The 21,937-nt window shown below is 64.7% G+C and carries 15 protein-coding genes and 1 pseudogene; 15 read left to right on the plus strand and 1 reads right to left on the minus strand.

Annotated features, from left to right (window positions below):
* The first annotated feature begins 304 nt into the window (after positions 1-304).
* Together eccB5 and eccC5 are read left to right on the plus strand one after the other, a co-directional pair.
* Entirely contained in the window at positions 305-1,822 is a 1,518-nt protein-coding gene (gene eccB5, locus AADZ55_RS11570; protein WP_085326153.1) for a type VII secretion system ESX-5 subunit EccB5, read from the plus strand.
* On the plus strand, positions 1,819-5,991 hold the full coding sequence (eccC5, locus tag AADZ55_RS11575; RefSeq protein WP_085326155.1) for a type VII secretion system ESX-5 FtsK/SpoIIIE family ATPase EccC5: 4,173 nt from the start codon (positions 1,819-1,821) through the stop codon (positions 5,989-5,991). Before eccB5 ends, eccC5 begins: the two co-directional genes overlap by 4 nt.
* Before the next feature lie 3 nt (positions 5,992-5,994).
* Here the strand turns inward: eccC5 and AADZ55_RS11580 are convergent, their stop codons facing one another.
* A complete protein-coding gene (locus AADZ55_RS11580) occupies positions 5,995-7,176 on the minus strand; it encodes a cytochrome P450 (protein ID WP_085326157.1) in 1,182 nt (393 codons plus the stop codon).
* A 201-nt stretch (positions 7,177-7,377) separates the two neighbouring features.
* Between AADZ55_RS11580 and AADZ55_RS11585 the strand changes: the two genes are divergently transcribed.
* The 13 genes and pseudogenes from AADZ55_RS11585 to eccA5 all read left to right on the plus strand — a co-directional run bounded on the left by AADZ55_RS11585 (position 7,378) and on the right by eccA5 (position 21,485).
* The gene (locus AADZ55_RS11585; protein WP_085326242.1) at positions 7,378-7,572 is read left to right on the plus strand and encodes a ferredoxin; all 195 of its coding nucleotides are present in this window, start codon (positions 7,378-7,380) and stop codon (positions 7,570-7,572) included.
* A 473-nt stretch (positions 7,573-8,045) separates the two neighbouring features.
* Positions 8,046-9,224, plus strand: a complete 1,179-nt coding sequence (locus tag AADZ55_RS11590) for a PPE family protein (protein ID WP_085326159.1) — start codon at positions 8,046-8,048, stop codon at positions 9,222-9,224.
* 93 nt (positions 9,225-9,317) lie between these two features.
* The gene (locus AADZ55_RS11595; RefSeq protein WP_085326161.1) at positions 9,318-9,617 is read left to right on the plus strand and encodes a PE family protein; all 300 of its coding nucleotides are present in this window, start codon (positions 9,318-9,320) and stop codon (positions 9,615-9,617) included.
* A gap of 12 nt (positions 9,618-9,629) precedes the next feature.
* Entirely contained in the window at positions 9,630-10,817 is a 1,188-nt protein-coding gene (locus tag AADZ55_RS11600) for a PPE family protein (protein WP_085326163.1), read from the plus strand.
* 402 nt (positions 10,818-11,219) lie between these two features.
* Positions 11,220-12,346: pseudogene (locus AADZ55_RS11605) on the plus strand (PPE family protein).
* A 338-nt stretch (positions 12,347-12,684) separates the two neighbouring features.
* A complete protein-coding gene (locus tag AADZ55_RS11610; RefSeq protein WP_085326167.1) occupies positions 12,685-12,984 on the plus strand; it encodes a PE family protein in 300 nt (99 codons plus the stop codon).
* Positions 12,985-13,258: 274 nt separating this feature from the next.
* Positions 13,259-13,555: a type VII secretion system ESX-5 protein EsxJ gene (esxJ, locus tag AADZ55_RS11615; RefSeq protein WP_085326169.1), complete on the plus strand. Its 297-nt coding sequence runs from the start codon at positions 13,259-13,261 to the stop codon at positions 13,553-13,555.
* 49 nt (positions 13,556-13,604) lie between these two features.
* A complete protein-coding gene (locus AADZ55_RS11620) occupies positions 13,605-13,889 on the plus strand; it encodes a WXG100 family type VII secretion target (protein WP_085326171.1) in 285 nt (94 codons plus the stop codon).
* 87 nt (positions 13,890-13,976) lie between these two features.
* Positions 13,977-14,879: an ESX secretion-associated protein EspG gene (locus tag AADZ55_RS11625; protein WP_085326173.1), complete on the plus strand. Its 903-nt coding sequence runs from the start codon at positions 13,977-13,979 to the stop codon at positions 14,877-14,879.
* 289 nt (positions 14,880-15,168) lie between these two features.
* Positions 15,169-16,680, plus strand: coding sequence for a type VII secretion integral membrane protein EccD (gene eccD / locus AADZ55_RS11630; RefSeq protein ID WP_085326175.1), 1,512 nt, complete (start codon positions 15,169-15,171; stop codon positions 16,678-16,680).
* Entirely contained in the window at positions 16,658-18,439 is a 1,782-nt protein-coding gene (gene mycP, locus AADZ55_RS11635; protein WP_085326177.1) for a type VII secretion-associated serine protease mycosin, read from the plus strand. Before eccD ends, mycP begins: the two co-directional genes overlap by 23 nt.
* Positions 18,436-19,656, plus strand: a complete 1,221-nt coding sequence (gene eccE / locus AADZ55_RS11640) for a type VII secretion protein EccE (protein WP_085326179.1) — start codon at positions 18,436-18,438, stop codon at positions 19,654-19,656. The genes mycP and eccE overlap by 4 nt, the downstream gene beginning before the upstream one ends.
* Positions 19,653-21,485, plus strand: a complete 1,833-nt coding sequence (gene eccA5 / locus AADZ55_RS11645; protein WP_085326181.1) for a type VII secretion system ESX-5 AAA family ATPase EccA5 — start codon at positions 19,653-19,655, stop codon at positions 21,483-21,485. Before eccE ends, eccA5 begins: the two co-directional genes overlap by 4 nt.
* Positions 21,486-21,937: the final 452 nt, after the last annotated feature.

Raw genomic sequence — 21,937 nt, forward strand, 5'->3', positions numbered from 1 at the left:
CGCATACAGGAGAGAGCGGGGCAATCTGACTCGCGCCGCAACGGCGCGGGTGGCTGTGCAACCGCACTAGCGATATCACGACCTTGCAGGTCAACGAGGTAGACTGCGGAATTGACGGTTCAACAGGCCGACGTGCTCGTTCGCCGCTACCATGCCCTGTGAAGACACGACGAAATCCTTGGGGGATCCTCGCGGAAGTGCCGCGTGGCGAGGTCTGTGCGGGTGCCCTGTGGAGTGGTTAACGTAATGCCAAATATCCAGGTCAACACCCAGGCGTTCTGAGCAGACCGGAAGGTGATCTAGCGTGGCTGAAGAGAGCCGCGGGCAGCGGGGGTCGGGATACGGCCTTGGGTTGTCGACGCGGACCCAGGTAACTGGTTATCAGTTCCTTGCGCGTCGAACCGCAATGGCGTTGACCCGCTGGCGGGTGCGGATGGAGATCGAACCTGGGCGGCGTCAGACGTTGGCGGTGGTGGCGTCGGTGTCGGCAGCGTTGGTGATCTGCCTGGGGGCGCTGTTGTGGTCATTTATTAGCCCGTCCGGCCAGTTGAATGAGTCGCCGATCATTGCGGACCGCGATTCCGGCGCGCTCTACGTCCGCGTCGGTGACCGGTTGTATCCAGCGCTGAATTTGGCATCGGCACGGCTGATCACTGGGCGGCCGGATAACCCGCACCTGGTTCGGTCGAGCCAGATCTCCACCATGCCGCGCGGACCATTGGTGGGTATCCCGGGTGCGCCGTCATCGTTCTCGCCGAAGAATCCGCCTGCGTCGTCGTGGCTGGTATGCGACACCGTAGCGACCTCGTCCAGCATCGGCGCGCCACAAGGCGTTACGGTCACCGTCATAGACGGGACCCCAGACCTTACCGGCCACCGGCAGCTACTGACTGGATCGGACGCGGTGGTGTTGCGCTACGGCGGTGATGCGTGGGTCATCCGGGAGGGGCGTCGGTCACGAATCGAGCCGATGAACCGGGCGGTGTTGTTGCCGTTGGGGTTGACGCCGGAGCAGGTCAGTCAGGCGCGGCCGATGAGCCGGGCGCTATTCGACGCTTTGCCGGTGGGGCCCGAACTGTTGGTGCCGGACGTGCCGGACGCGGGTGCTCCGGCGACATTCCCGGGTGCTCCCGGACCGGTCGGGACGGTAATCGTGACACCGCAAATCAGTGGGCCGCAGCAGTATTCGCTGGTTTTGAGCGACGGGGTGCAAACGCTCCCGCCGTTGGTGGCCCAGATCATGCAGAACGCCGGTTCGGGTAGCACCAAACCGGTGACGGTGGAACCCTCGACGTTGGCCAAGATGCCGGTGGTCAGACGGCTGGATCTGTCCGCCTATCCCGACAACCCGTTGGAAGTGGTCGACATCCGTGAGCACCCGTCGACCTGCTGGTGGTGGGAGCGGACGGCCGGTGAGAACCGGGCCCGGGTGCAGGTGGTGTCCGGACCTACCATTCCGGTCGCGGCGAATGAGATGAACAAAGTGGTGTCGCTGGTCAAAGCCGACACGACGGGCCGCGAAGCCGATCAGGTCTACTTCGGCCCCGATTACGCGAACTTCGTGGCCGTCACCGGCAATAATCCGGCGGCCCAAACTACCGAATCGTTGTGGTGGTTGACCGATGCGGGCGCGCGGTTCGGAGTGGAAGACAGCAAGGAAGCGCGTGAGGCGTTGGGGTTGACGTTGTCGCCGAGCCCGGCGCCGTGGGTCGCGCTGCGGTTGCTGCCACAAGGCCCCACGCTGTCACGAGCGGACGCGTTGGTGGAGCACGACACGCTCCCGATGGACATGACCCCGTCAGAGTTGGTGGTACCGAGATGAAACGTGGTTTTGCGCGGCCGACGCCGGAGAAGCCTCCGGTCATCAAGCCCGAGAACATCGTCCTGCCGACACCGCTGAGCATTCCCCCGCCGGAGGGCAAGCCCTGGTGGCTGATTGTGGTTGGCGTCGTGGTGGTCGGCCTGCTGGGCGGCATGGTGGCCATGGTCTTCGCCAGCGGTTCGCACGTGTTCGGTGGTGTCGGCTCGATCTTCCCCCTCTTCATGATGGTGGGGATCATGATGATGATGTTCCGCGGCATGGGCGGCGGCCAACAGCAGATGAGCCGGCCGAAATTGGATGCCATGCGCGCCCAGTTCATGCTGATGCTGGACATGCTGCGCGAGACGGCCCAGGAGTCGGCCGACAGCATGGACGCCAACTACCGGTGGTTCCACCCAGCGCCCAGCACGCTGGCGGCCGCCGTGGGATCGCCCAGGATGTGGGAGCGCAAGCCCGATGGCAAGGACCTCAACTTCGGGGTGGTCCGTGTCGGGGTGGGAATGACGCGTCCCGAGGTGACCTGGGGCGAGCCGCAGAACATGCCGACCGACATCGAGTTGGAGCCGGTGACGGGTAAGGCGTTGCAGGAATTCGGGCGCTACCAAAGCGTCGTGTACAACTTGCCGAAAATGGTTTCCCTGCTGGTCGAACCCTGGTATGCGCTGGTAGGGGAGCGCGAGCAGGCCCTGGGACTGATGCGGGCCATCGTCTGCCAGCTGGCGTTCTCCCACGGGCCTGACCATGTGCAGATGATCGTTGTCAGTTCCGATTTGGACCAATGGGACTGGGTGAAGTGGCTCCCGCATTTCGGTGATTCGCGGCGTCACGACGCCGCGGGTAATGCGCGGATGGTCTACAGCTCGGTTCGGGAGTTCGCCGCGGAGCAGGCCGAACTATTTGCGGGCCGTGGTTCTTTCACGCCTCGGCACGCCAGTTCGTCGGCGCAGACCCCGACCCCGCACCATGTGATCATCGCCGACGTCGACGATCCGCAATGGGAGTACGTGATCAGTGCCGAAGGCGTCGACGGGGTGACCTTCTTCGATCTGACCGGCACTTCGATGTGGACAGACGTTCCGGAGCGCAAGTTGCAGTTCGACAAGACCGGCGTGATCGAGGCACTGCCCCGCGACCGCGACACCTGGATGGTGATCGACGACAAGGCTTGGTTCTTCGCACTTACCGACCAACTCAGCATCGCCGAGGCGGAAGAGTTCGCGCAGAAGCTTGCGCAGTGGCGGCTCGCCGAGGCCTACGAAGAGATCGGCCAGCGGGTGGCCCACATTGGCGCCCGAGACATCTTGTCCTACTACGGGATTGACGAACCGGCCGCTATCGACTTCGACGCGCTATGGGGTAACCGCACCGACGCGATGGGTCGGTCACGGTTGCGCGCGCCGTTCGGTATTCGCTCCGACAACGGCGAACTGCTGTTCTTGGATATGAAGTCGCTTGACGAAGGCGGCGACGGCCCGCACGGGGTCATGTCGGGGACAACGGGTTCGGGTAAATCCACGCTGGTGCGAACCGTAATCGAATCGCTGATGCTCGGTCATCCGCCGGAGGAGTTGCAGTTCGTCCTGGCTGACCTCAAGGGTGGGTCGGCGGTTAAGCCGTTCGCCGGGGTGCCGCACGTGTCGCGCATCATCACCGACCTCGAAGAAGACCAAGCGCTGATGGAACGCTTTCTGGACGCGCTGTGGGGCGAGATCGCGCGCCGCAAGGCGATCTGCGACAGCGCCGGTGTCGATGACGCCAAAGAGTACAACTCGGTGCGTACCAGGATGCGGGCACGGGGTCAGGACATGGCGCCGCTGCCGATGCTCGTGGTGGTCATCGATGAGTTCTACGAATGGTTCCGCATCATGCCGACGGCGGTTGACGTGCTCGACTCGATCGGCCGGCAGGGCCGCGCCTATTGGATCCATCTGATGATGGCATCGCAGACCATTGAGAGCCGGGCGGAAAAGCTCATGGAGAACATGGGTTACCGCTTGGTGCTGAAAGCGCGTACCGCGGGAGCGGCGCAGGCGGCCGGGGTGCCGAACGCGGTAAATCTGCCGGCGCAGGCCGGTCTGGGTTACTTCCGCAAGAGTCTCGAGGACATCATCCGATTCCAGGCTGAGTTCCTGTGGCGGGACTACTTCCAACGCGGCGTCACCATCGACGGCGAGGAAGCGCCCGCATTGGTACACAGCATCGATTACATTCGCCCGCAGCTGTTTACCAACTCGTTCACACCTCTCGAGGTGAGCGTGGGGGGCCCCGATATCGAGCCGGTGGTCGCCGAGACGAACGGTGAGGTGCTCGACGCGGACCGTGTTGAAGGCGAGGACGAGGACGAAGAAGGGGTCCGTACCCCGAAGGTCGGGACGGTGATCATCGACCAGCTGCGCAAGATTAAGTTCGAGCCGTACCGGCTCTGGCAACCGCCGCTGACCCAACCTGTCGCCATCGACGAACTGGTCAACCGGTTCCTGGGCCGCCCCTGGCAGAAGGAATATGGCTCGGCGCAGAATCTCGTGTTCCCGATCGGGATAATCGACCGCCCCTACAAGCATGACCAGCCGCCGTGGACGGTCAACACCGCCGGGCCCGGGGCCAACGTGCTGATCCTGGGCGCCGGCGGTTCGGGTAAGACCACTGCGCTACAGACGTTGATCTGCTCGGCGGCACTGACGCACACCCCGGAGCAGGTTCAGTTCTACTGCCTGGCCTACAGCAGCACCGCGCTGACCACGGTTTCCCACTTCCCCCACGTGGGCGAGGTGGCCGGTCCCACCGACCCGTACGGTGTGCGTCGGACGGTGGCCGAGTTGCTGGCCCTGGTGCGCGAGCGCAAACGTAGCTTCCTGGAGTTCGGCATCGCGTCGATGGAGATGTTCCGGCGCCGCAAGTTCGGCGGGGAGGCCGGACCGGTACCCAACGACGGCTTCGGTGATGTCTACCTGGTAATCGACAACTACCGGGCGCTGGCCGAGGAAAACGAGGTGCTGATCGAGCAGGTGAACGTGATCATCAACCAGGGTCCCTCGTTCGGGGTGCACGTGGTGGTCACAGCCGATCGCGAATCGGAGCTGCGGCCGCCGGTGCGCAGCGGTTTCGGATCCCGTGTCGAGCTGCGGTTGGCCGCGGTCGAGGACGCCAAGCTGGTGCGTTCCCGCTTCGCCAAGGACGTTCCGGTCAAGCCGGGGCGCGGAATGGTTGCGGTCAACTACGTCCGACTGGACAGCGACCCGCAGGCCGGCCTACACACCCTGGTGGCTCGGCCGGCGCTGGGCAGCACGCCCGACAACGTCTTCGAGTGCGACAGCGTGGTTGCCGCGGTCAGCCGGCTCACGAGCGCCCAGGCTCCCCCGGTGCGTCGGTTGCCGGCGCGGTTCGGTGTGGAACAGGTGCGGGAGCTGGCCGCCCGGGACACCCGCCATGGCGTTGGCGGTGGCGGAATCGCCTGGGCGATATCGGAATTGGATCTGCAGCCGGTCTACCTGAACTTCGCCGAGAACTCGCACCTGATGGTGACGGGTCGACGCGAATGTGGGCGCACCACGACACTGGCCACCATCATGTCCGAAATCGGACGGCTCTACGCGCCGGGCGCCACCAGCGCACCGCCGCCGCCCCCCGGGCGGCCCTCCGCGCAGGTATGGCTGGTAGACCCGCGTCGTCAGCTGCTGACCACGCTCGGTTCGGAATACGTGGAGAAGTTCGCCTACAACCTCGACGGGGTGGTGGCGATGATGGGTGAGCTCGCGGCGGCCTTGGCCGGTCGTGAGCCTCCGCCCGGTTTGTCCGCCGAAGAGTTGTTGTCGCGGTCGTGGTGGAGCGGTCCGGAAATCTTCCTGATCGTCGACGACATTCAGCAGTTGCCACCGGGCTTTGATTCGCCGTTGCACAAGGCTGTTCCGTTTGTGAACCGGGCCGCCGATGTCGGCTTGCATGTGATCGTCACGCGCACCTTCGGTGGCTGGTCGTCAGCCGGCAGCGACCCGATGTTGCGAGCACTGCATCAGGCCAATGCGCCACTGCTGGTGATGGACGCTGACCCCGACGAGGGCTTCATTCGCGGCAAGATGAAGGGTGGCCCGCTGCCCCGCGGCCGGGGCCTGTTGATGGCCGAAGACACCGGTGTGTTCGTCCAGGTGGCAGCGACCGAGGTGCGCCGATGACATTCAGCTCCAACGCAGCGGCAGGGTCTTGAGCGCAAAGGACTTCGACGGGAACCGGATTTCGGGCGTGTAGCCCGGGGCCAGTTCGAACTCGGGGATCTTCTTCAGCCATTCACCGACCAGCAGCGTTAGTTCCAAACGGGCTAGATGCGAACCCAGGCAACGGTGTGGACCGCCGCCAAATCCCCAGTGCCGGTGCACCTTTCCATCCATTACCAACTCGTCGGTGGACACCGCGTCGCTGCCGTCGCGGTTGACCGCGGCCATGCACAACCGAACCGGTGAGCCAGCGGGCAGTGTCATGCCGCCCACGGTGACGACTTGGGTGGTAATCCGCGGCGCCACCGGTGCTGATGGCTCGAGCCGGACGATCTCTTCGATGAAAACCCTGATCTGCTTGGGATTGCCGCGAAGCATGGCACGCAGCTGTGGTCTGCGGGCGAGTTCGAGCAGCGCAAAGCCCACGGCCGCCGTCACGGTGTCCAGCCCCGCCAGTATCAAGAGATGACTCAAGCCCAGAACCTCGATCTCGCTCAACGGGTCCTCGCCGATCTGCACTTGCGACAAGACGTCCGGGCCCGGGTTTCGCCGGCGTTCGGCGACCATTGCCGCGAGATACTCGAGCAGCTCGCGCGCCGCATCGATATCGGCCTCGGTTGGATAGGGCCGATCCGACATGGCGATGACGGCGTCTTTCCAGGCAATCAGACGGTCACGATCCTCCAGCGGCAGACCGTAGAGGACTAGAAACAACTGAAACGGGAACAGATTCGCGAGATCGGCCATCGCCTCGCAGTGGCCACGGCCCACGATTGCGTCGATCATGGCGACGGTGTGCATCCGCAGCGACGGCAACGCCGTGCTCAAAGCGGCGGGGCTGAAGTATGGCTGTAGGATCCTGCGGTACCGGGTGTGCTCGGGCGGGTCGAACGCGAGCGGAACCACCGGCAGCGGACTTCCCGGAGGTTGCAACGCCTTTCGCGACGAGAAAACCTTCGGATTGCGCAGCGCCGCAAGCACATCCTCGCGGCGTGTCAGGTAATACCAGCCGTTCATGAACACCACGGGCCCGGCCTCGCGGAGGATCTTCCAACCGACACCCCGGTCGTCGGCCATTGGTAGCGTCGAATATTCGAGCCGCGGTAGGTAGAACGCGCCGGCTTGGCCGTCACCGGGGGTGCTCATGCGCTCAATTCTTTCGGGTGTCCGTTCTTATCGCAGGTCGCCGCCGGGGTCAAGTCGTGTTGACACAGCCAATATCGCACGCGCGGCAAACACCCACCAATCTGACGGCGCGCGCGTCCGGAGGCTAAGCGGGCTAACCTACGTATCGATCCGTCTGGTTCATGCGGGCGTGTGGTTTGGGCGGTCGAGGGAGGAGATCCCGTGAGAGTTCGTCTTGATCCATCCAGATGCGTGGGTCATGCCCAGTGCTACGCCGTCGATCCAGACCTGTTCCCGATCGACGATTCAGGCAACTCGATCCTGGAAGAGCACGAGGTGCGGCCCGAGGACGCGCAGCTGACCCGGGACGGCGTGGCCGCCTGCCCCGAAATGGCGCTCATTCTCGACGAGGAGTGATGAGGACTGACGAAGCCGGCGATCCGATAGCCATTGCGATGGTTGGTGTTTGTGCAGGTGGCGGGTATAGCAGCCGGACCGCAAAATAGATGCTGGCTTAACAACGGTTTACGGGGAATGAATAGTTGGCGTCATCGGCGCTGGAGGCCCGTCGCGCAATCTAATGTGTTTTCTATGCAACGGTTGCGCAGCGAGGCCGTTATCGACAGGCGGTGGTACGCTCGGCGCTTTTTCCGATGCCGAGAGCGCGTCTCGTTGCAAACCCTTACACCCTGAAGTGGCCTTGGCGGTCGCCGTAGATCCGGTGTGGGCCCGACGATCGGGGTGAGGGGCGGAGCGATGAACACGGACAGCAACGTCGCTGCACCGCGAATCGACTCCGGTCGGCTGGTCTGGGTCCGAACCCGGCGCTTGGGGGACCCGCTTTTGAGGTGAGGTGCCGACGCGATCGCGGACGGTTAGGGAGGACTGAGTTGGACTTCGGGGCGCTACCGCCGGAGATCAATTCGGGCCGTATGTATAGCGGTCCGGGATCGGGACCCATACTGGCGGCCGCGACAGCCTGGGACGAAGTGGCGGCCGAGTTGGGGTTGGCCGCAACCGGCTATGCATCGGTGATTGCTGAGCTGACGAACTCGCCGTGGGTCGGTCCGGCGTCGGTGTCGATGGTGGCGGCAGCCACGCCGTACGTGATCTGGCTGAGTGAAGCCGCCGCCCGGGCGGAACACGCTTCTATACAGGCCAGGGCGGCCGCCGCGGCCTATGAGGCCGCATTCCTAATGACGGTGCCCCCACCGGCGATCACGGCCAACCGGGCTATGTTGACGACGCTGATCGCGACCAATTTCTTCGGTCAGAACTCCGCGGCGATCGCGGCCGCCGAGGCGCAGTACGCGGAAATGTGGGCCCAGGACGCCGTCGCCATGTACGGCTATGCCGACGCCTCGGCGACCGCATCGCAGCTGACTCCGTTCGCGACGCCGCCGAAGACCACCAACTCCGCCGGAGTGGCCGCCCAGGCAGCAGCGGTCGCCAAGGCCGCAGCCATTCCCGCAACGACCTTCGCGGCCGCAGTGTCGGGGACGGACTCGGAGCTGATCACCTCGGGTGCGATACCCCAACTGCTGCAAAAACTTTCGTCGGCGGCCTGGGTCAGCTGGCTCAATCCCAACGATTGGTGGATCGTGCAGTTGCTGGGCTCGATTACCCCCGCGGAACGCACGACAATCGTTCGATTATTGGGTCAATCGTACTTCGCGATGGGTATTGCGCAGTTCTTCTCCTCCATTGCGCAGCAGCTCACCATCGGTCCCGGAGGCACAACAGCCGGCGCGGGCGGAGCCTGGTACCCGACGCCGCAATTTGGCGGGCTGGGTGCCGGTGTGGGCCGAGCGGCGGCCTCGGCGAGTTTGGCGCATGCCAACAAGATCGGGGCGCTATCGGTGCCGCCAAGCTGGGTCAAATCGCCTGCTCTAGCCGAGCGGCCTGTCGCACACCTGATGAGCGCAAACCTCAACACGTCGTCACACGAACCGCATAGCCTGCTGCGCGGACTGCCGCTGGGGTCGAGGATGGGCCGACGTGCCGGCGCTTTTGCACACCGATATGGGTTCCGCCACAGCGTCGTTGCCCGCCCACCGTCCGCGGGGTAACGCCATGAACCCAATTGTCGTCCACCCAAGATCATCAAGAAAACAATGCTCCCAAAGGCTTGTGCACCCGAAGGCAACTAAGAAGGAGATCACATGTCGTTTGTGACAACGCAACCGGAATCACTGGCGGCGGCGGCCGGCACTCTGCAGGGGATCGGATCTGCATTGACCGCCCAAAATGCGGCCGCGGCGACTCCCACGACGGGGGTGGTTCCGGCGGCGGCCGATGAGGTGTCGGCGTTAACGGCAGCCCAATTTGTGGCGCACGCTCAGATTTATCAGGCCGTCGCCACCCAGGCTGCACATATTCACGAAATGTTCGTCAGCACCCTGACCATGAGCTCGGGATCGTATGCTGCTACCGAGGCCGCCAACGCGGCTGCGGCCGGCTAAGGGGTCACTGCAATGGACTTTGGGGCGTTTCCGCCGGAGATCAATTCGACGCGGATGTATGCGGGTCCGGGGTCGGAGTCATTATCCGCTGCGGCCTCAGCCTGGAATGCGTTGGCCGCGGAGCTAGGTTCGGCGGCGACCGGGTATGAGACGGTGATTATGGCGCTCAGCGGCGAGGGGTGGCTGGGTCCCGCGTCGGCGGCGATGGCCGCGGCGGTTGCGCCCTATGCTTCATGGATGGGTGCTGCCGCGGTGCAGGCCGAGCAGGCGGCCGCGCAGGCCAGAGCCGCCGCGGCCGCTTTTGAGGCGGCGTTTGCCGCGGTGGTGCCCCCGCCGTTGATCGCGGCCAACCGGGCCGAGCTTCAGCAGTTGGTCTCGACGAACGCTTTTGGTCAAAACACCTCCGCGATTGCGGCTGCCGAGGCCCAGTACGGCGAGATGTGGGCCCAAGACTCCGCGGCGATGTACGCCTATGCGGGTAGCTCGGCGAGCGCGTCGGCGGTCACGCCGTTTTCCCCGCCGCCGGAGATCGCCAACCCGAGCGCTCAGGCTACCCAGGCCTCGGCCGTGGCCACCGCCGTTGGCACCGCGGCCGGCACCGCCCAGTCGACGCTGACGGAGATGATTACCGGGCTGCCCACGGCGTTGCAAAGCCTCACCTCACCCCTGTTGCAAAACGGTCCGCTGTCGTGGTTGTGGCAGATCCTGTTCGGATCGCCCACCTTCCCAACATCGCTGGCGGGGCTGCTGACCGCCCTGCAGCCCTATGCCAGCTTCTTCTATAACACCGAGGGTCTGCCGTACTTCAGCATCGGCATGGGCAACAACTTTATTCAGTCAGCCAAGACGCTGGGACTGCTCGGAACGGCGGCGCCGGCCGCTGCCGCGGCCGCCGGGGATGCCGCCAAGGGTTTGCCCGGCCTGGGCGGGATGCTCGGTGGTGGGCCGGTGTCGGCGGGTCTGGGTAGTGCGGCTTCGGTCGGGAAGTTGTCGGTGCCTCCGGTGTGGGGTGGATCGCTGCCCGGGGCGGTGACTCCGGGGGCTGCTCCGCTGCCGGTGAGTACAGTCAGCGCCGCCCCTGAGGCGGCGCCGGGAAGCCTGCTGGGCGGCCTTCCGCTGGCCGGCGCGGGTGGGGCCGGTGCGGGTCCTCGCTACGGATTCCGCCCCACGGTCATGGCCCGCCCACCCTTTGCCGGATAGGCGGCATCACGCTAGCCGAACCACGCGGCGATTCCACGGGGTTGTCTGCGACGGGATTTTTATCGCAAGGCAGGGCTCGGCGGCCGGTCGTATGGGGTGCTACGCGTCGGCAGAGGAGCGTCGCCAGCACGGTCCTACCAAGCTGAGCACTGTATTCCTACGGATCGTGGTGCACGGCTGGCCCGATCGCGCGCGGTTGGCCGCGTCGTGCTTCGCCGTCGTCGCACCCAAGAGGGTGAGCGACGGAACCGGACGGCGATTTAACCTCACAACCGAACACCGTGCTTGCGTTCGCGGATGCTCAAACACCCGGTGGATCATTCAGAGGAAACCCCCATGTTGTTCGGCGCTGGTCGGTCACGCTACGGCCGCGGCACGGGTTGAGCGTTGGCCGGGTTCGGAATGGATTTCGCAATGCTGCCCCCGGAGATCAATTCCGGGCGCATGTATGCCGGTCCGGGTCCGGGCCGATGCTGGCCGCCGCCGCGACCTGGGACGAGCTGGCTTCTGACTTGAGTTTCGCGGCAGCCGGATACGGACTCGCGCTGTCGGAACTGACAGGTTCTGTATGGATCGGTCCGGCCTCGGCGGCGATGGCGGCCGCGGTCACACCATATGTCACCTGGCTGATTTCGACGGCCGCGTTGGCTGAGCAAACCGCCAGCCAGGCCCGCGCGGCCGCGGCCGCCTATGAGGCCGCGTTCGCGATGACGGTGCCCCCGCCGGTGATCGCAGCCAACCGTGCTCTGCTGATGTCGCTGATAGCGACCAACTTCTGGGGTCAGAACACCCCGGCAATCGCGGTCGCCGAGGCGCACTACGCCCAGATGTGGGCCCAAGACGCCGGTGCGATGTACGGATACGCGGGCTCGTCAGCGACGGCCGCGCGGTTGACGGTATACACAGCGCCACCGCGGGGCCCCGATGCTGGCGGACTCAACCGGCGGGCTGCCGCCGTAGCGACACAGCTGATCTCGGCCGTGCCGCACGCACTCCAACAACTCTCGACAGCGTCGACGTCGTCGATTTCCTCCGGTTCAGCCCTCGGGTGGCTGCAGAACCTGTTGACCGAGCTGGGGGACCTGTCGACTGCTGAGCGGACGACTTTGACGCGCATCTGGGCGAACGGGTATTTCGTGCTCGGGATAGTTCAGTTTCTGAGCAGAATCGGCCAGCAGTTGACGTTCGGCCCCGGGGGAACGACCGCCGGGTCGGGCGGAGCCTGGTACCCAACGCCGCAATTTGCCGGGCCGGGCGGCGGCCGAGCAATGTCGGCGAGTTTGGCGCGGGCGGAGACGGTCGGATCGTTGTCGGTTCCGCCGAGCTGGGCCGCCGCGGCTCCGGCGCCCGCGGATCGGGCTGCGGCAGTCACGCCGGATTCCAACGCCACCGCGGCGCGTGCCAGCACGCCCGGAGGCCTACTTCGAGGTGTACCGCTGACGGGAGCCGGTCGCCGCGCGACTGGGGGCTTCGCTCATCGGTACGGCTTCCGGCATGGCGTGACAGCACGCCCTCCGTCGGCCGGATAGGTAGATCCGACGTCAGCGGGTGCTCAGCCGGTCGTCCCGACCGGGTCTTAACTGCGGCAGGATTCTATCCCCAGTCCGACTGCTAGGCGGATAAACCACTGGTCAGCGAGGTCTTTCGACCTGAAATCGCGGATCTGGGCGGCCGCTCGGCGCCGACTAACTCGACTGGACCCCTAACCGGGTCAAACGCTGTTACTGTGGCGTTACCACAGGTGAATTTGCCGTGCCAGCTCGTGAACACTTGCGAACGGGTGGCGTCGAAATCAACCTGTTGCGCTGCAGTGATCTAATCTCGTGCAGAGGGCGGTTGCTGGGGATAGTCAAGAGAGGAAAACAGCATGTCGTTCGTGACCACACAGCCGGAAGCCTTGGCCGCTGCGGCGGCAAACCTCCAGGGTATCGGTACGACAATGGACGCCCAGAACGCGGCCGCGGCGGCTCCCACAACGGGAGTGGTTCCGGCGGCGGCCGATGAGGTGTCGGCGCTGACGGCGGCCCAGTTCGCGGCGCATGCTCAGATGTATCAGGCCGTCGCCCAACAGGCGAGACAGATCCACGAAATGTTCGTCAGCACGCTGACCACCAGCTCCGGTTCCTACGCGGCGACGGAGGCGGCCAACGCAGCCGCTGCCGGCTGAACCCGCGGGCGGCTGAAGGCTCGGAACGAATAGCCACGGACGTGCTTGGGGACACCGTGAGGACCTCGTCGACCTTGACACCGCGATTCGGGTTCGACGTCTGTACCGCGTTGCAACGCCCGGTGGCTACCGGCTGACGGAGAGGGGGATCATCCGGGGTTCTCGGGGCAGCGGTTGCGCCGGCGCTCAGCCGATGCAACCGATTCAGCTATCGCCTTCGATAGCGGCAGGCGATCTAGGCATTCAGTATTTTCAGTATTGAGGAGAAATTCACATGGCCACACGTTTTATGACGGATCCCCACGCGATGCGGGATATGGCGGGCCGCTTTGAGGTGCACGCCCAGACGGTCGAGGACGAGGCCCGCCGGATGTGGGCGTCGGCACAGAACATTTCCGGTGCGGGCTGGAGCGGTATGGCGGAGGCGACCTCGCTGGACACCATGACCCAGATGAATCAGGCGTTTCGCAACATCGTGAACATGCTGCACGGGGTGCGCGACGGGCTGGTTCGTGACGCCAACAACTACGAGCAGCAAGAGCAGGCCTCCCATCAGATCCTCGGCAGCTAGCGCCCAAAGCGGCAGCTGCGTACGCTTTCTCACATAGGAGAACATCGATATGACCATTAATTACCAGTTCGGGGATGTTGACGCCCACGGCGCCACCATTCGCGCGCAGGCCGCATCGTTGGAGGCCGAGCACCAGGCCATCGTTCGCGATGTCCTTGCGGCTGGTGACTTTTGGGGCGGCGCCGGTTCGGTGGCGTGCCAGGAGTTCATCAGCCAGTTGGGTCGCAACTTCCAGGTGATCTACGAGCAGGCCAACGCCCACGGCCAAAAGGTGCAGACCGCCGGCAGCAACATGGCGCAAACCGATAGCGCTGTCGGCTCCAGCTGGGCCTAAAACCGAACTTCAGGCGCGGCAGCACACCTACCAGCCGGTGTGCTGCTGTGTCCTGCAATCAACTAGCACTCGACCGCTGAGGTAGGGATGGATCAACAGAGTACCCGCACCGACATCACCGTCAACGTCGACGGCTTCTGGATGCTTCAGGCGCTGCTGGATATCCGCCATGTTGCGCCTGAGTTACGGTGCCGGCCGTACGTTTCCACCGACTCCAATGACTGGCTGAACGAGCATCCCGGGATGGCGGTCATGCGCGAGCAGGGCATCGTCGTCAACGATTCGGTCAACGAGCAGGTGGCCGCTCGGATGAAAGTCCTTGCCGCCCCTGACCTTGAGGTCGTCGCCCTGCTGTCCCGTGGCAAGTTGCTGTACGGGGTCGTCGACGACGAGGACCAGCCGCCGGGTTCGCGCGACATCCCCGACAACGAGTTCCGGGTGGTATTGGCACGCCGCGCACAGCACTGGGTGTCGGCGGTGCGAGTTGGCAATGACATCACGGTCGATGACGTGACGGTCTCGGACAGCGCTTCCATCGCCGCGTTGGTGATCGACGGACTGGAGTCCATTCACCACGCTGACCCAGCCGCGATCAACGCGGTCAACGTGCCGCTGGAGGAAATGCTGGAAGCGACGAAGTCGTGGCAGGAGTCGGGCTTCAACGTCTTCTCCGGCGGAGATCTACGCCGAATGGGCATTAGTGCCGCGACGGTGGCAGCGCTGGGGCAGGCCTTGTCGGATCCCGCGGCCGAGGTCGCGGTGTACGCACGACAATACCGAGACGACGCCAAGGGCCCTAGCGCATCGGTGTTGTCCCTGAAGGACGGATCCGGTGGGCGCATCGCGCTTTATCAGCAGGCGCGAACGGCTGGTTCCGGCGAGGCGTGGCTGGCCATCTGCCCGGCTACCCCGCAGTTGGTGCAAGTCGGAGTAAAGACAGTTTTGGATACATTGCCGTACGGCGAGTGGAAAACCCACAGCAGAGTTTGACAACCAGGTATGAAATACGAAGTACAACAACATGTTTGAGCATCAAATGTAACAGAGATACGAACAAGGAAAATTGCTCTAGAATCGGCTGCAATACTGCAAAGTGATGTCAACCACAACGATTTGGTCGCGAGGCGAGGCAAATGAAATCGGAGTTAGTCGAACCGCAGCTCCCGGTGGGTTACGGCGCCTCGGTGAGTGCAACGACCTCGGTGAGTACAACGACAGAGCCCCCCGCGCCGACGAAGTCACGGGGTAGCACACTTGCCATGGCAGGGGGTACTAGACGATGACCGCAGTAGCTGACGCGCCACAGGCTGACATTGAGGGTGTCGCAGCACCCCGGGCTGTCGTCGTCGGCATCATGGCCGGCGAGGGTGTCCAGATCGGTGTGCTGCTGGATGCCAACGCTCCGGTGTCGGTGATGACCGACCCGCTGCTAAAGGTGGTTAACAGCCGGCTCCGGGAGCTCGGCGAGACCCCGCTGGAAGCCACCGGGCGCGGCCGATGGGTGTTGTGCCTCGTGGACGGCACGCCGTTGCGCGCCACCCAGTCGCTGACCGAACAAGACGTCTATGACGGCGACCGGCTGTGGATCCGGTTCATTGCCGACACCGAACGTCGGTCGCAAGTAATCGAACACATCTCCACCGCAGTCGCATCGGATCTCGGCAAGCGGTTCGCCACGATCGACCCGATCGTCGCCGTGCAGGTCGGGGCGTGGATGGTGGCGACCGGCGTCGTTCTTGCGACCGGGGTGCTGGGCTGGTGGCGCTGGCATCACAACACATGGTTGACCACCATCTACGCCGCGGTGATTGGCCTGGTGGTGTTCGGGGTCGCGATGCTGCTGTTGATGCGTGCCAAGACGGACGCGGATCGACGCGTCGCCGACATCATGCTGATGAGTGGGATCGTGCCCCTCACAGTGGCGGCGGCAGCGGCCCCGCCCGGTCCGGTGGGCTCCCCGCAGGCGGTGTTGGGCTTTGGAGTTCTGACCGTCGCTGCGGCGCTGGCCCTACGGTTCACGGGTCGTCGACTGGGGATCTACACCGCGATCGTCATCATTGGCGCGCTGACAACGCTTGCGGCCCTGTCGCGGATGGTCGCGGCGACAAGCGCGGTGACGCTGATGTCTTCCCTGGTGTTGATCTGCGTGGTGGCCTATCACGCCGCACCAGCGCTGTCCCGACGGCTGGCCGGTATCCGACTTCCGGTGTTCCCGTCCGCCACCAGCCGGTGGGTCTTCGAGGCCCGGCCGGATCTGCCGACCACCGTGGTGGTATCCGGCGGCGGCCCGCCAACCTTGGAAGGGCCGGCGTCGGTCCGCGATGTGCTGCTACAGGCCGAACGTGCTCGGTCGTTCTTGAGCGGGCTGTTGGCGGGACTCGGCGTCATGGTGGTGGTATGCATGACCTCGTTGTGCGATCCGCACACCGGGCAACGTTGGCTGCCGCTGATACTCGCCGGATTCACTTCGGGCTTCCTGCTGTTGCGCGGGCGTTCGTACGTCGACCGCTGGCAGTCGATTACCCTGGCCGGCACCGCGGTGATCATCGTCGCGGCGGTCGTCGTGCGGTACGCGCTGGAATTGTCCTCGCCGTTGTCCGTGTCCGTGGTTGCCGCGATCCTGGTGTTGCTGCCGGCCGCGGGCCTGGCGGCTGCCGCACATGTGCCCAACACCATTTACAGTCCGCTGTTCCGCAAGTTTGTGGAATGGATTGAATACCTCTGCCTGATGCCGATCTTCCCGCTGGCATTGTGGTTGATGAACGTCTATGCAGCGATTCGGTACCGGTAACAGCGGTTTGTGGTGTGGTCGCGCGGGTATCGCGACTGTTGCCGCAATCCTGCTCTCCTCCGGTGCGTTAGCCGGCCTTCCGCCAGCGTATGCAATTTCGCCTCCAACGATCGATCCGGGCGCGCTGCCACCTGACAGTCCGCCCGGACCGCTAGCGCCAATGAAGCAGAACGCCTACTGCACCGAGGTAGGGGTGTTACCCGGCACCGACTTTCAGCTACAGCCGAAGTACATGGAGATGCTGAACCTGAACGAGGCTTGGCAATTCGGCCGCGGCGAAGGCGTCAAGGTCGCTGTCATCGACACGGGTGTGACCCCACATCCCAGGTTGCCGCGACTGATCCCTGGCGGCGACTATGTGATGGCCGGTGGTGACGGGTTGTCGGATTGCGACGCACACGGCACCATCGTGGCGTCGATGATCGCGGCCGCTCCGGCGAACGGAGCGGTGCCGTTGCCTTCGGTACCGCGCCGGCCGGTCACCATTCCCACGACTGAAAAGCCGCCGCCGCCGCAGACGGTGACCCTTTCACCAGTACCGCCGCAGACCGTGACTATGGTTCCGGCTCCGCCTCCCGAGGAAGCTCCGCCGGGCGGACCGGTGCCAGGTCCGGTGCCGCCGCCGGCGCCGGGTCCGGGACCGCAACAGGCTCCGTCCGCCAACCGCGGTGGCGGCACGGTGACGATTCCCGGCTACTCCGGTGGCCGGCAGGTAATCGCGATCGACAACCCGCGCGACCCGCATCCGGACGCGCCGACGCCGTCACAGCCGCCACCGCCGGCGCCGGCACCGCCGCCCGACGCGTTCAGCGGGATCGCCCCGGGGGTCGAGGTGATCTCCATCCGCCAGTCAAGCCAGGCCTTTGGCCTCAAGGACCCCTACACCGGGGACGAAGACCCGCAGACGGCACAAAAGATCGACAACGTCGAGACGATGGCCCGTGCGATCGTGCATGCTGCCAACATGGGAGCTTCGGTGATCAACATCTCCGACGTGTCGTGCATGAGTTCCCGCAATGTCATCGACCAGCGTGCACTGGGTGCCGCGGTCCACTACGCTGCGGTCGACAAGAACGCGGTCATCGTGGCGGCGGCAGGGGACAGCAGCAAGAAGGACTGCAAGCAAAACCCGATCTTTGATCCCTTGCAGCCCGACGATCCCCGCGATTGGAACGCCGTCACCACGGTGGTGACGCCCTCGTGGTTCCACGAATACGTCTTGACGGTCGGTGCGGTGGACTCCAACGGTCAACCACTAAGCAAAATGAGCATCGCGGGACCCTGGGTATCGATCTCGGCGCCGGGAACCGACGTCGTCGGACTCTCGCCCCGCGACGACGGTCTGATCAACGCGATCGACGGTCCGGACAATTCGTTGCTGGTTCCGGCTGGCACCAGCTTTTCGGCTGCGATCGTGTCCGGGGTGGCTGCACTGGTCCGCGCTAAGTTCCCCGAGTTGTCGGCGTACCAAGTCATCAATCGGCTGATTCATACCGCCCGGCCACCTGCTCGCGGTGTCGACAACCAGGTCGGCTACGGTGTGGTCGACCCCGTGGCGGCATTGACCTGGGATGTGCCCGAAGGCCCAGCCAAACCGCCCAAGCAACTGTCAACGCCGTTGGCGGTGCCGGAGCCGCCCGCCCCCCGCAATATGGTGCCGATTTGGGTGGCCGCCGGGGGATTGGCCGGGGCACTATTGATAGGCGGCGCGGTGTTCGGTACCGCGACGTTGATGCGGCGAACACGGAAGCAGCAATGAAGGCTCAGCGTAGGTTCGGGTTGGCGTTGTCGTGGCCGCGGGTGACCGCGGTGTTTTTGGTTGATGTATTGATCCTGGTGGTGGCCAGTCATTGCCCGGATTCGTGGCAGGGGAATCATCATGTGGCGTGGTGGGTCGGGGTCGGCCTCGCGGTGGTGGTGACGCTGTTGTCGGTGGTCAGCTATCACGGCATCACCGTGATCTCGGGTTTGGCGGCGTGGGTGTGGGATTGGTCTGCGGATCCGGGCACGGCCCTGGGCGCGGGATGCACGCCAGCGATCGATTATCAGCGCCGTTTTGGGCGTGACACGGTAGGGGTGCGCGAGTATGGCGGCCGGCTGATCTCTGTGATCACGGTCGACTGCGGTGAGGACGGCCCATCGGGTCGGCATTGGCATCGGAAATCACCGGTACCCATGTTGCCGGTGGCCGCGGTCGCTGACGGGTTGCGGCAGTTCGATATTCACCTCGATGGCATCGACATCGTGTCGGTGCTGGTGCGGGGCGGGGTTGCAGCCGCCAAAGCGTCGGCCTCACTGCAGGAGTGGGGGCCTGAGGGGTGGCGGGCCGAAGAGGGAGCGGGTGATCGGATCGCCGCCGATCGGCGGCTCACCTGGTTGGTGTTACGAATGAATCCGCAGCGCAATGTAGCTGCGGTGGTGTGTCGTGATTCGTTGGCCTCGACGCTGGTGGCGGCCACGGAGCGGTTGGTCCAGGATCTGGACGGGCAAAGTTGTGCGGCGCGGCCATTGACGGCCGATGAGCTGGCCGAGGTCGACAGCGCCGTGCTGGCCGATTTGGAGCCGACGTGGAGTCGCCCCGGTTGGCGACACCTCAAGCATTTCAATGGCTATGCGACCAGTTTTTGGGTGACACCGTCGGATATCAGCTCGGAGACGCTGGATCAGTTGTGGCTGCAGGATGCCCCCGAAGTCGGCACGACCGTGATCACGGTGCGGCTGATCACTCGGGTCGGGCGGCCCATGGTGTCGGCGTGGGTGCGCTATCACAGCGACGCCCGCCTGCCCAAGGAGGTAACGGCCGGGCTCAATCGACTCACCGGTCGCCAGTTGGCCGCGGTGCGCGCCAGCCTGCCGGCCCCCGCGCCTCGTCCCCTCCTGACCATCCCGAGCAGGGATCTGCGTGACGACGACGAGCTGGTGCTGCCAGTGGGTCAGGAACTGGAGCACGCGACAAGCTCGTCCGCAGGGCAATGACACGCCCGCAGACCGCCGCTGAAGATGCCCGAAACGCCATGGTCGCCGGTCTTCTGGCGTCGGGGATCTCGGTCAATGGATTGCAGCCCAGCCACAACCCGCAGGTCGCAGCCCAAATGTTCACCACCGCAACCACACGGGATCCGGGGATGTGTGATGCCTGGCTGGCGCGGCTGCTGGCCGGTGACCAGAGTATTGAGGTACTCGCTGGCGCATGGGCGGCGGTAAGGACGTTCGGATGGGAAACCCGCCGCCTGGGCGTCACCGATCTGCAGTTCCGCCCCGAGGTCTCCGATGGGCTGTTTCTGCGCCTAGCGATTACCACCGTGGATTCGCTGGCCTGCGCCTACGCGGCTGTCCTCGCCGAGGCCAAGCGCTACCAGGAGGCGGCGGAACTGCTCGACACCACGGATCCGCGCCATCCTTTCGATGCCGAGCTGGTGAGCTACGTGCGCGGTGTGCTGTACTTCCGCACCAAACGGTGGCCCGACGTTCTTGCGCAGTTCCCCGAGGCAACGCCGTGGCGTCATCCCGAGCTGAAGGCCGCGGGGGCGGCGATGGCCACTACGGCACTGGCGTCGCTAGGCGTCTTCGAGGAGGCTTTCCGGCGCGCTCAGGAAGCAATCGAAGGCGACCGGGTGCCGGGTGCGGCCAACATCGCCTTGTACACCCAAGGCATGTGTCTGCGGCACGTCGGCCGCGAGGAGGAAGCCGTCGAGTTGCTGCGTCGCGTGTACTCGCGCGATGCGAAGTTCACGCCGGCCCGCGAAGCCCTGGACAACCCCAACTTTCGGCTGGTCCTTACCGACCCGGAAACGATTGAGGCACGCACCGATCCGTGGGATCCGGACAGTGCGCCTAGCCGCGCTCAGACCGAGGCAGCTCGCCATGCCGAGATGGCCGCGAAGTACTTGGCCGAGGGGGATGCCGAGCTCAATGCGATGCTCGGCATGGAGCAGGCCAAGAAGGAAATCAAGCTCATCAAGTCGACGACCAAGGTGAATTTGGCACGTCAAAAGATGGGGCTTCCGGTTCCGGTCACATCGCGGCACACCTTGTTGCTGGGGCCACCTGGCACTGGCAAGACTTCGGTGGCGAGGGCATTCACCAAGCAACTCTGCGGATTGACGGTGCTGCGCAAGCCGCTGGTGGTGGAGACCAGCCGCACCAAGCTGCTGGGCCGGTACATGGCCGACGCCGAGAAGAACACCGAGGAGATGCTCGAGGGGGCGTTGGGCGGGGCGGTGTTCTTCGACGAGATGCATACCCTGCACGAGAAGGGTTACTCCCAGGGCGACCCCTACGGCAACGCGATCATCAACACGCTGCTGCTGTACATGGAAAACCATCGTGACGAGCTGGTGGTGTTCGGTGCGGGTTACGCCAAAGCGATGGAGAAGATGCTCGAGGTGAATCAGGGTCTGCGACGGCGCTTTTCGACGGTGATCGAGTTTTTCAGCTACACCCCGGAAGAGCTGATAGCGCTGACCCAGCTGATGGGCCGGGAGAACGAAGATGTCATCCCTGACGAAGAGGCCGAGGTGTTGTTGCCGTCGTATACGAAGTTCTACATGGAGCAGAGCTACTCCGAGGACGGCGACCTGATCCGCGGCATCGATCTGCTGGGCAACGCTGGCTTCGTACGCAACGTGGTGGAGAAGGCCCGCGACCATCGTAGTTTCCGTCTAGACGATGAGGACCTTGACGCGGTGCTGGCCAGCGATCTCACCGAATTCAGCGAGGACCAGCTGCGCCGATTCAAGGAATTGACTCGCGACGACCTGACCGAAGGGCTCCGCGCCGCAGTCGCGGAGAAGAAGACGAAATAGCTCCCGGCGAGTCGGTGTCACTAGCTAACCTTGTAGCCACACGGGCGGTACCCACGAGCAACTCCGAACCGGAGCTTCCGATGGTGCCCCGCCGCTCTCTCCCGTCGCGATGACCTGGCGGTGGCCGTAGTGCCATCAGGGCGCTGGCGGCGCCTCGCCAGGTGAAGTTTGGGTGCAGAAATACACTATTGACGCGGGACATTGACCGGTGCCAGAGCCGGGACGGCTGTTGTCCGGATACGGGTTGAGTGAAACCGGCTTCCGGATCGGCGGCGGGCGGATACCCTGGTGAAGCCGAAGCTCGGACGAGCGGGGTGCCGCGCCTGGCAAATTTTGCTGGGTGGTCCCATCCCACTTTGTGCAACCACGGCGGCACTCGGTGTGCCCGGACCGTGACGGGAGGTGGGACCGGACTGATCCAACTACTAGTGGCTTTGCGAAATCGATGACCG

This window comes from Mycobacterium decipiens (assembly GCF_963853665.1).
In the GTDB taxonomy this organism is placed as follows: domain Bacteria; phylum Actinomycetota; class Actinomycetes; order Mycobacteriales; family Mycobacteriaceae; genus Mycobacterium; species Mycobacterium decipiens.

Coding starts and splice junctions, on each gene's coding strand:
- AADZ55_RS11600 (WP_085326163.1), top strand. CDS start 9,630: ATGGACTTTGGGGCGTTTCCGCCGGAGATCAATTCGACGCGGATGTAT.
- eccD (WP_085326175.1), top strand. CDS start 15,169: ATGACCGCAGTAGCTGACGCGCCACAGGCTGACATTGAGGGTGTCGCA.
- AADZ55_RS11625 (WP_085326173.1), top strand. CDS start 13,977: ATGGATCAACAGAGTACCCGCACCGACATCACCGTCAACGTCGACGGC.
- esxJ (WP_085326169.1), top strand. CDS start 13,259: ATGGCCACACGTTTTATGACGGATCCCCACGCGATGCGGGATATGGCG.
- AADZ55_RS11620 (WP_085326171.1), top strand. CDS start 13,605: ATGACCATTAATTACCAGTTCGGGGATGTTGACGCCCACGGCGCCACC.
- AADZ55_RS11610 (WP_085326167.1), top strand. CDS start 12,685: ATGTCGTTCGTGACCACACAGCCGGAAGCCTTGGCCGCTGCGGCGGCA.
- mycP (WP_085326177.1), top strand. CDS start 16,658: ATGCAGCGATTCGGTACCGGTAACAGCGGTTTGTGGTGTGGTCGCGCG.
- AADZ55_RS11595 (WP_085326161.1), top strand. CDS start 9,318: ATGTCGTTTGTGACAACGCAACCGGAATCACTGGCGGCGGCGGCCGGC.
- eccE (WP_085326179.1), top strand. CDS start 18,436: ATGAAGGCTCAGCGTAGGTTCGGGTTGGCGTTGTCGTGGCCGCGGGTG.
- AADZ55_RS11580 (WP_085326157.1), bottom strand. CDS start 7,176: ATGAGCACCCCCGGTGACGGCCAAGCCGGCGCGTTCTACCTACCGCGG.
- eccA5 (WP_085326181.1), top strand. CDS start 19,653: ATGACACGCCCGCAGACCGCCGCTGAAGATGCCCGAAACGCCATGGTC.
- eccC5 (WP_085326155.1), top strand. CDS start 1,819: ATGAAACGTGGTTTTGCGCGGCCGACGCCGGAGAAGCCTCCGGTCATC.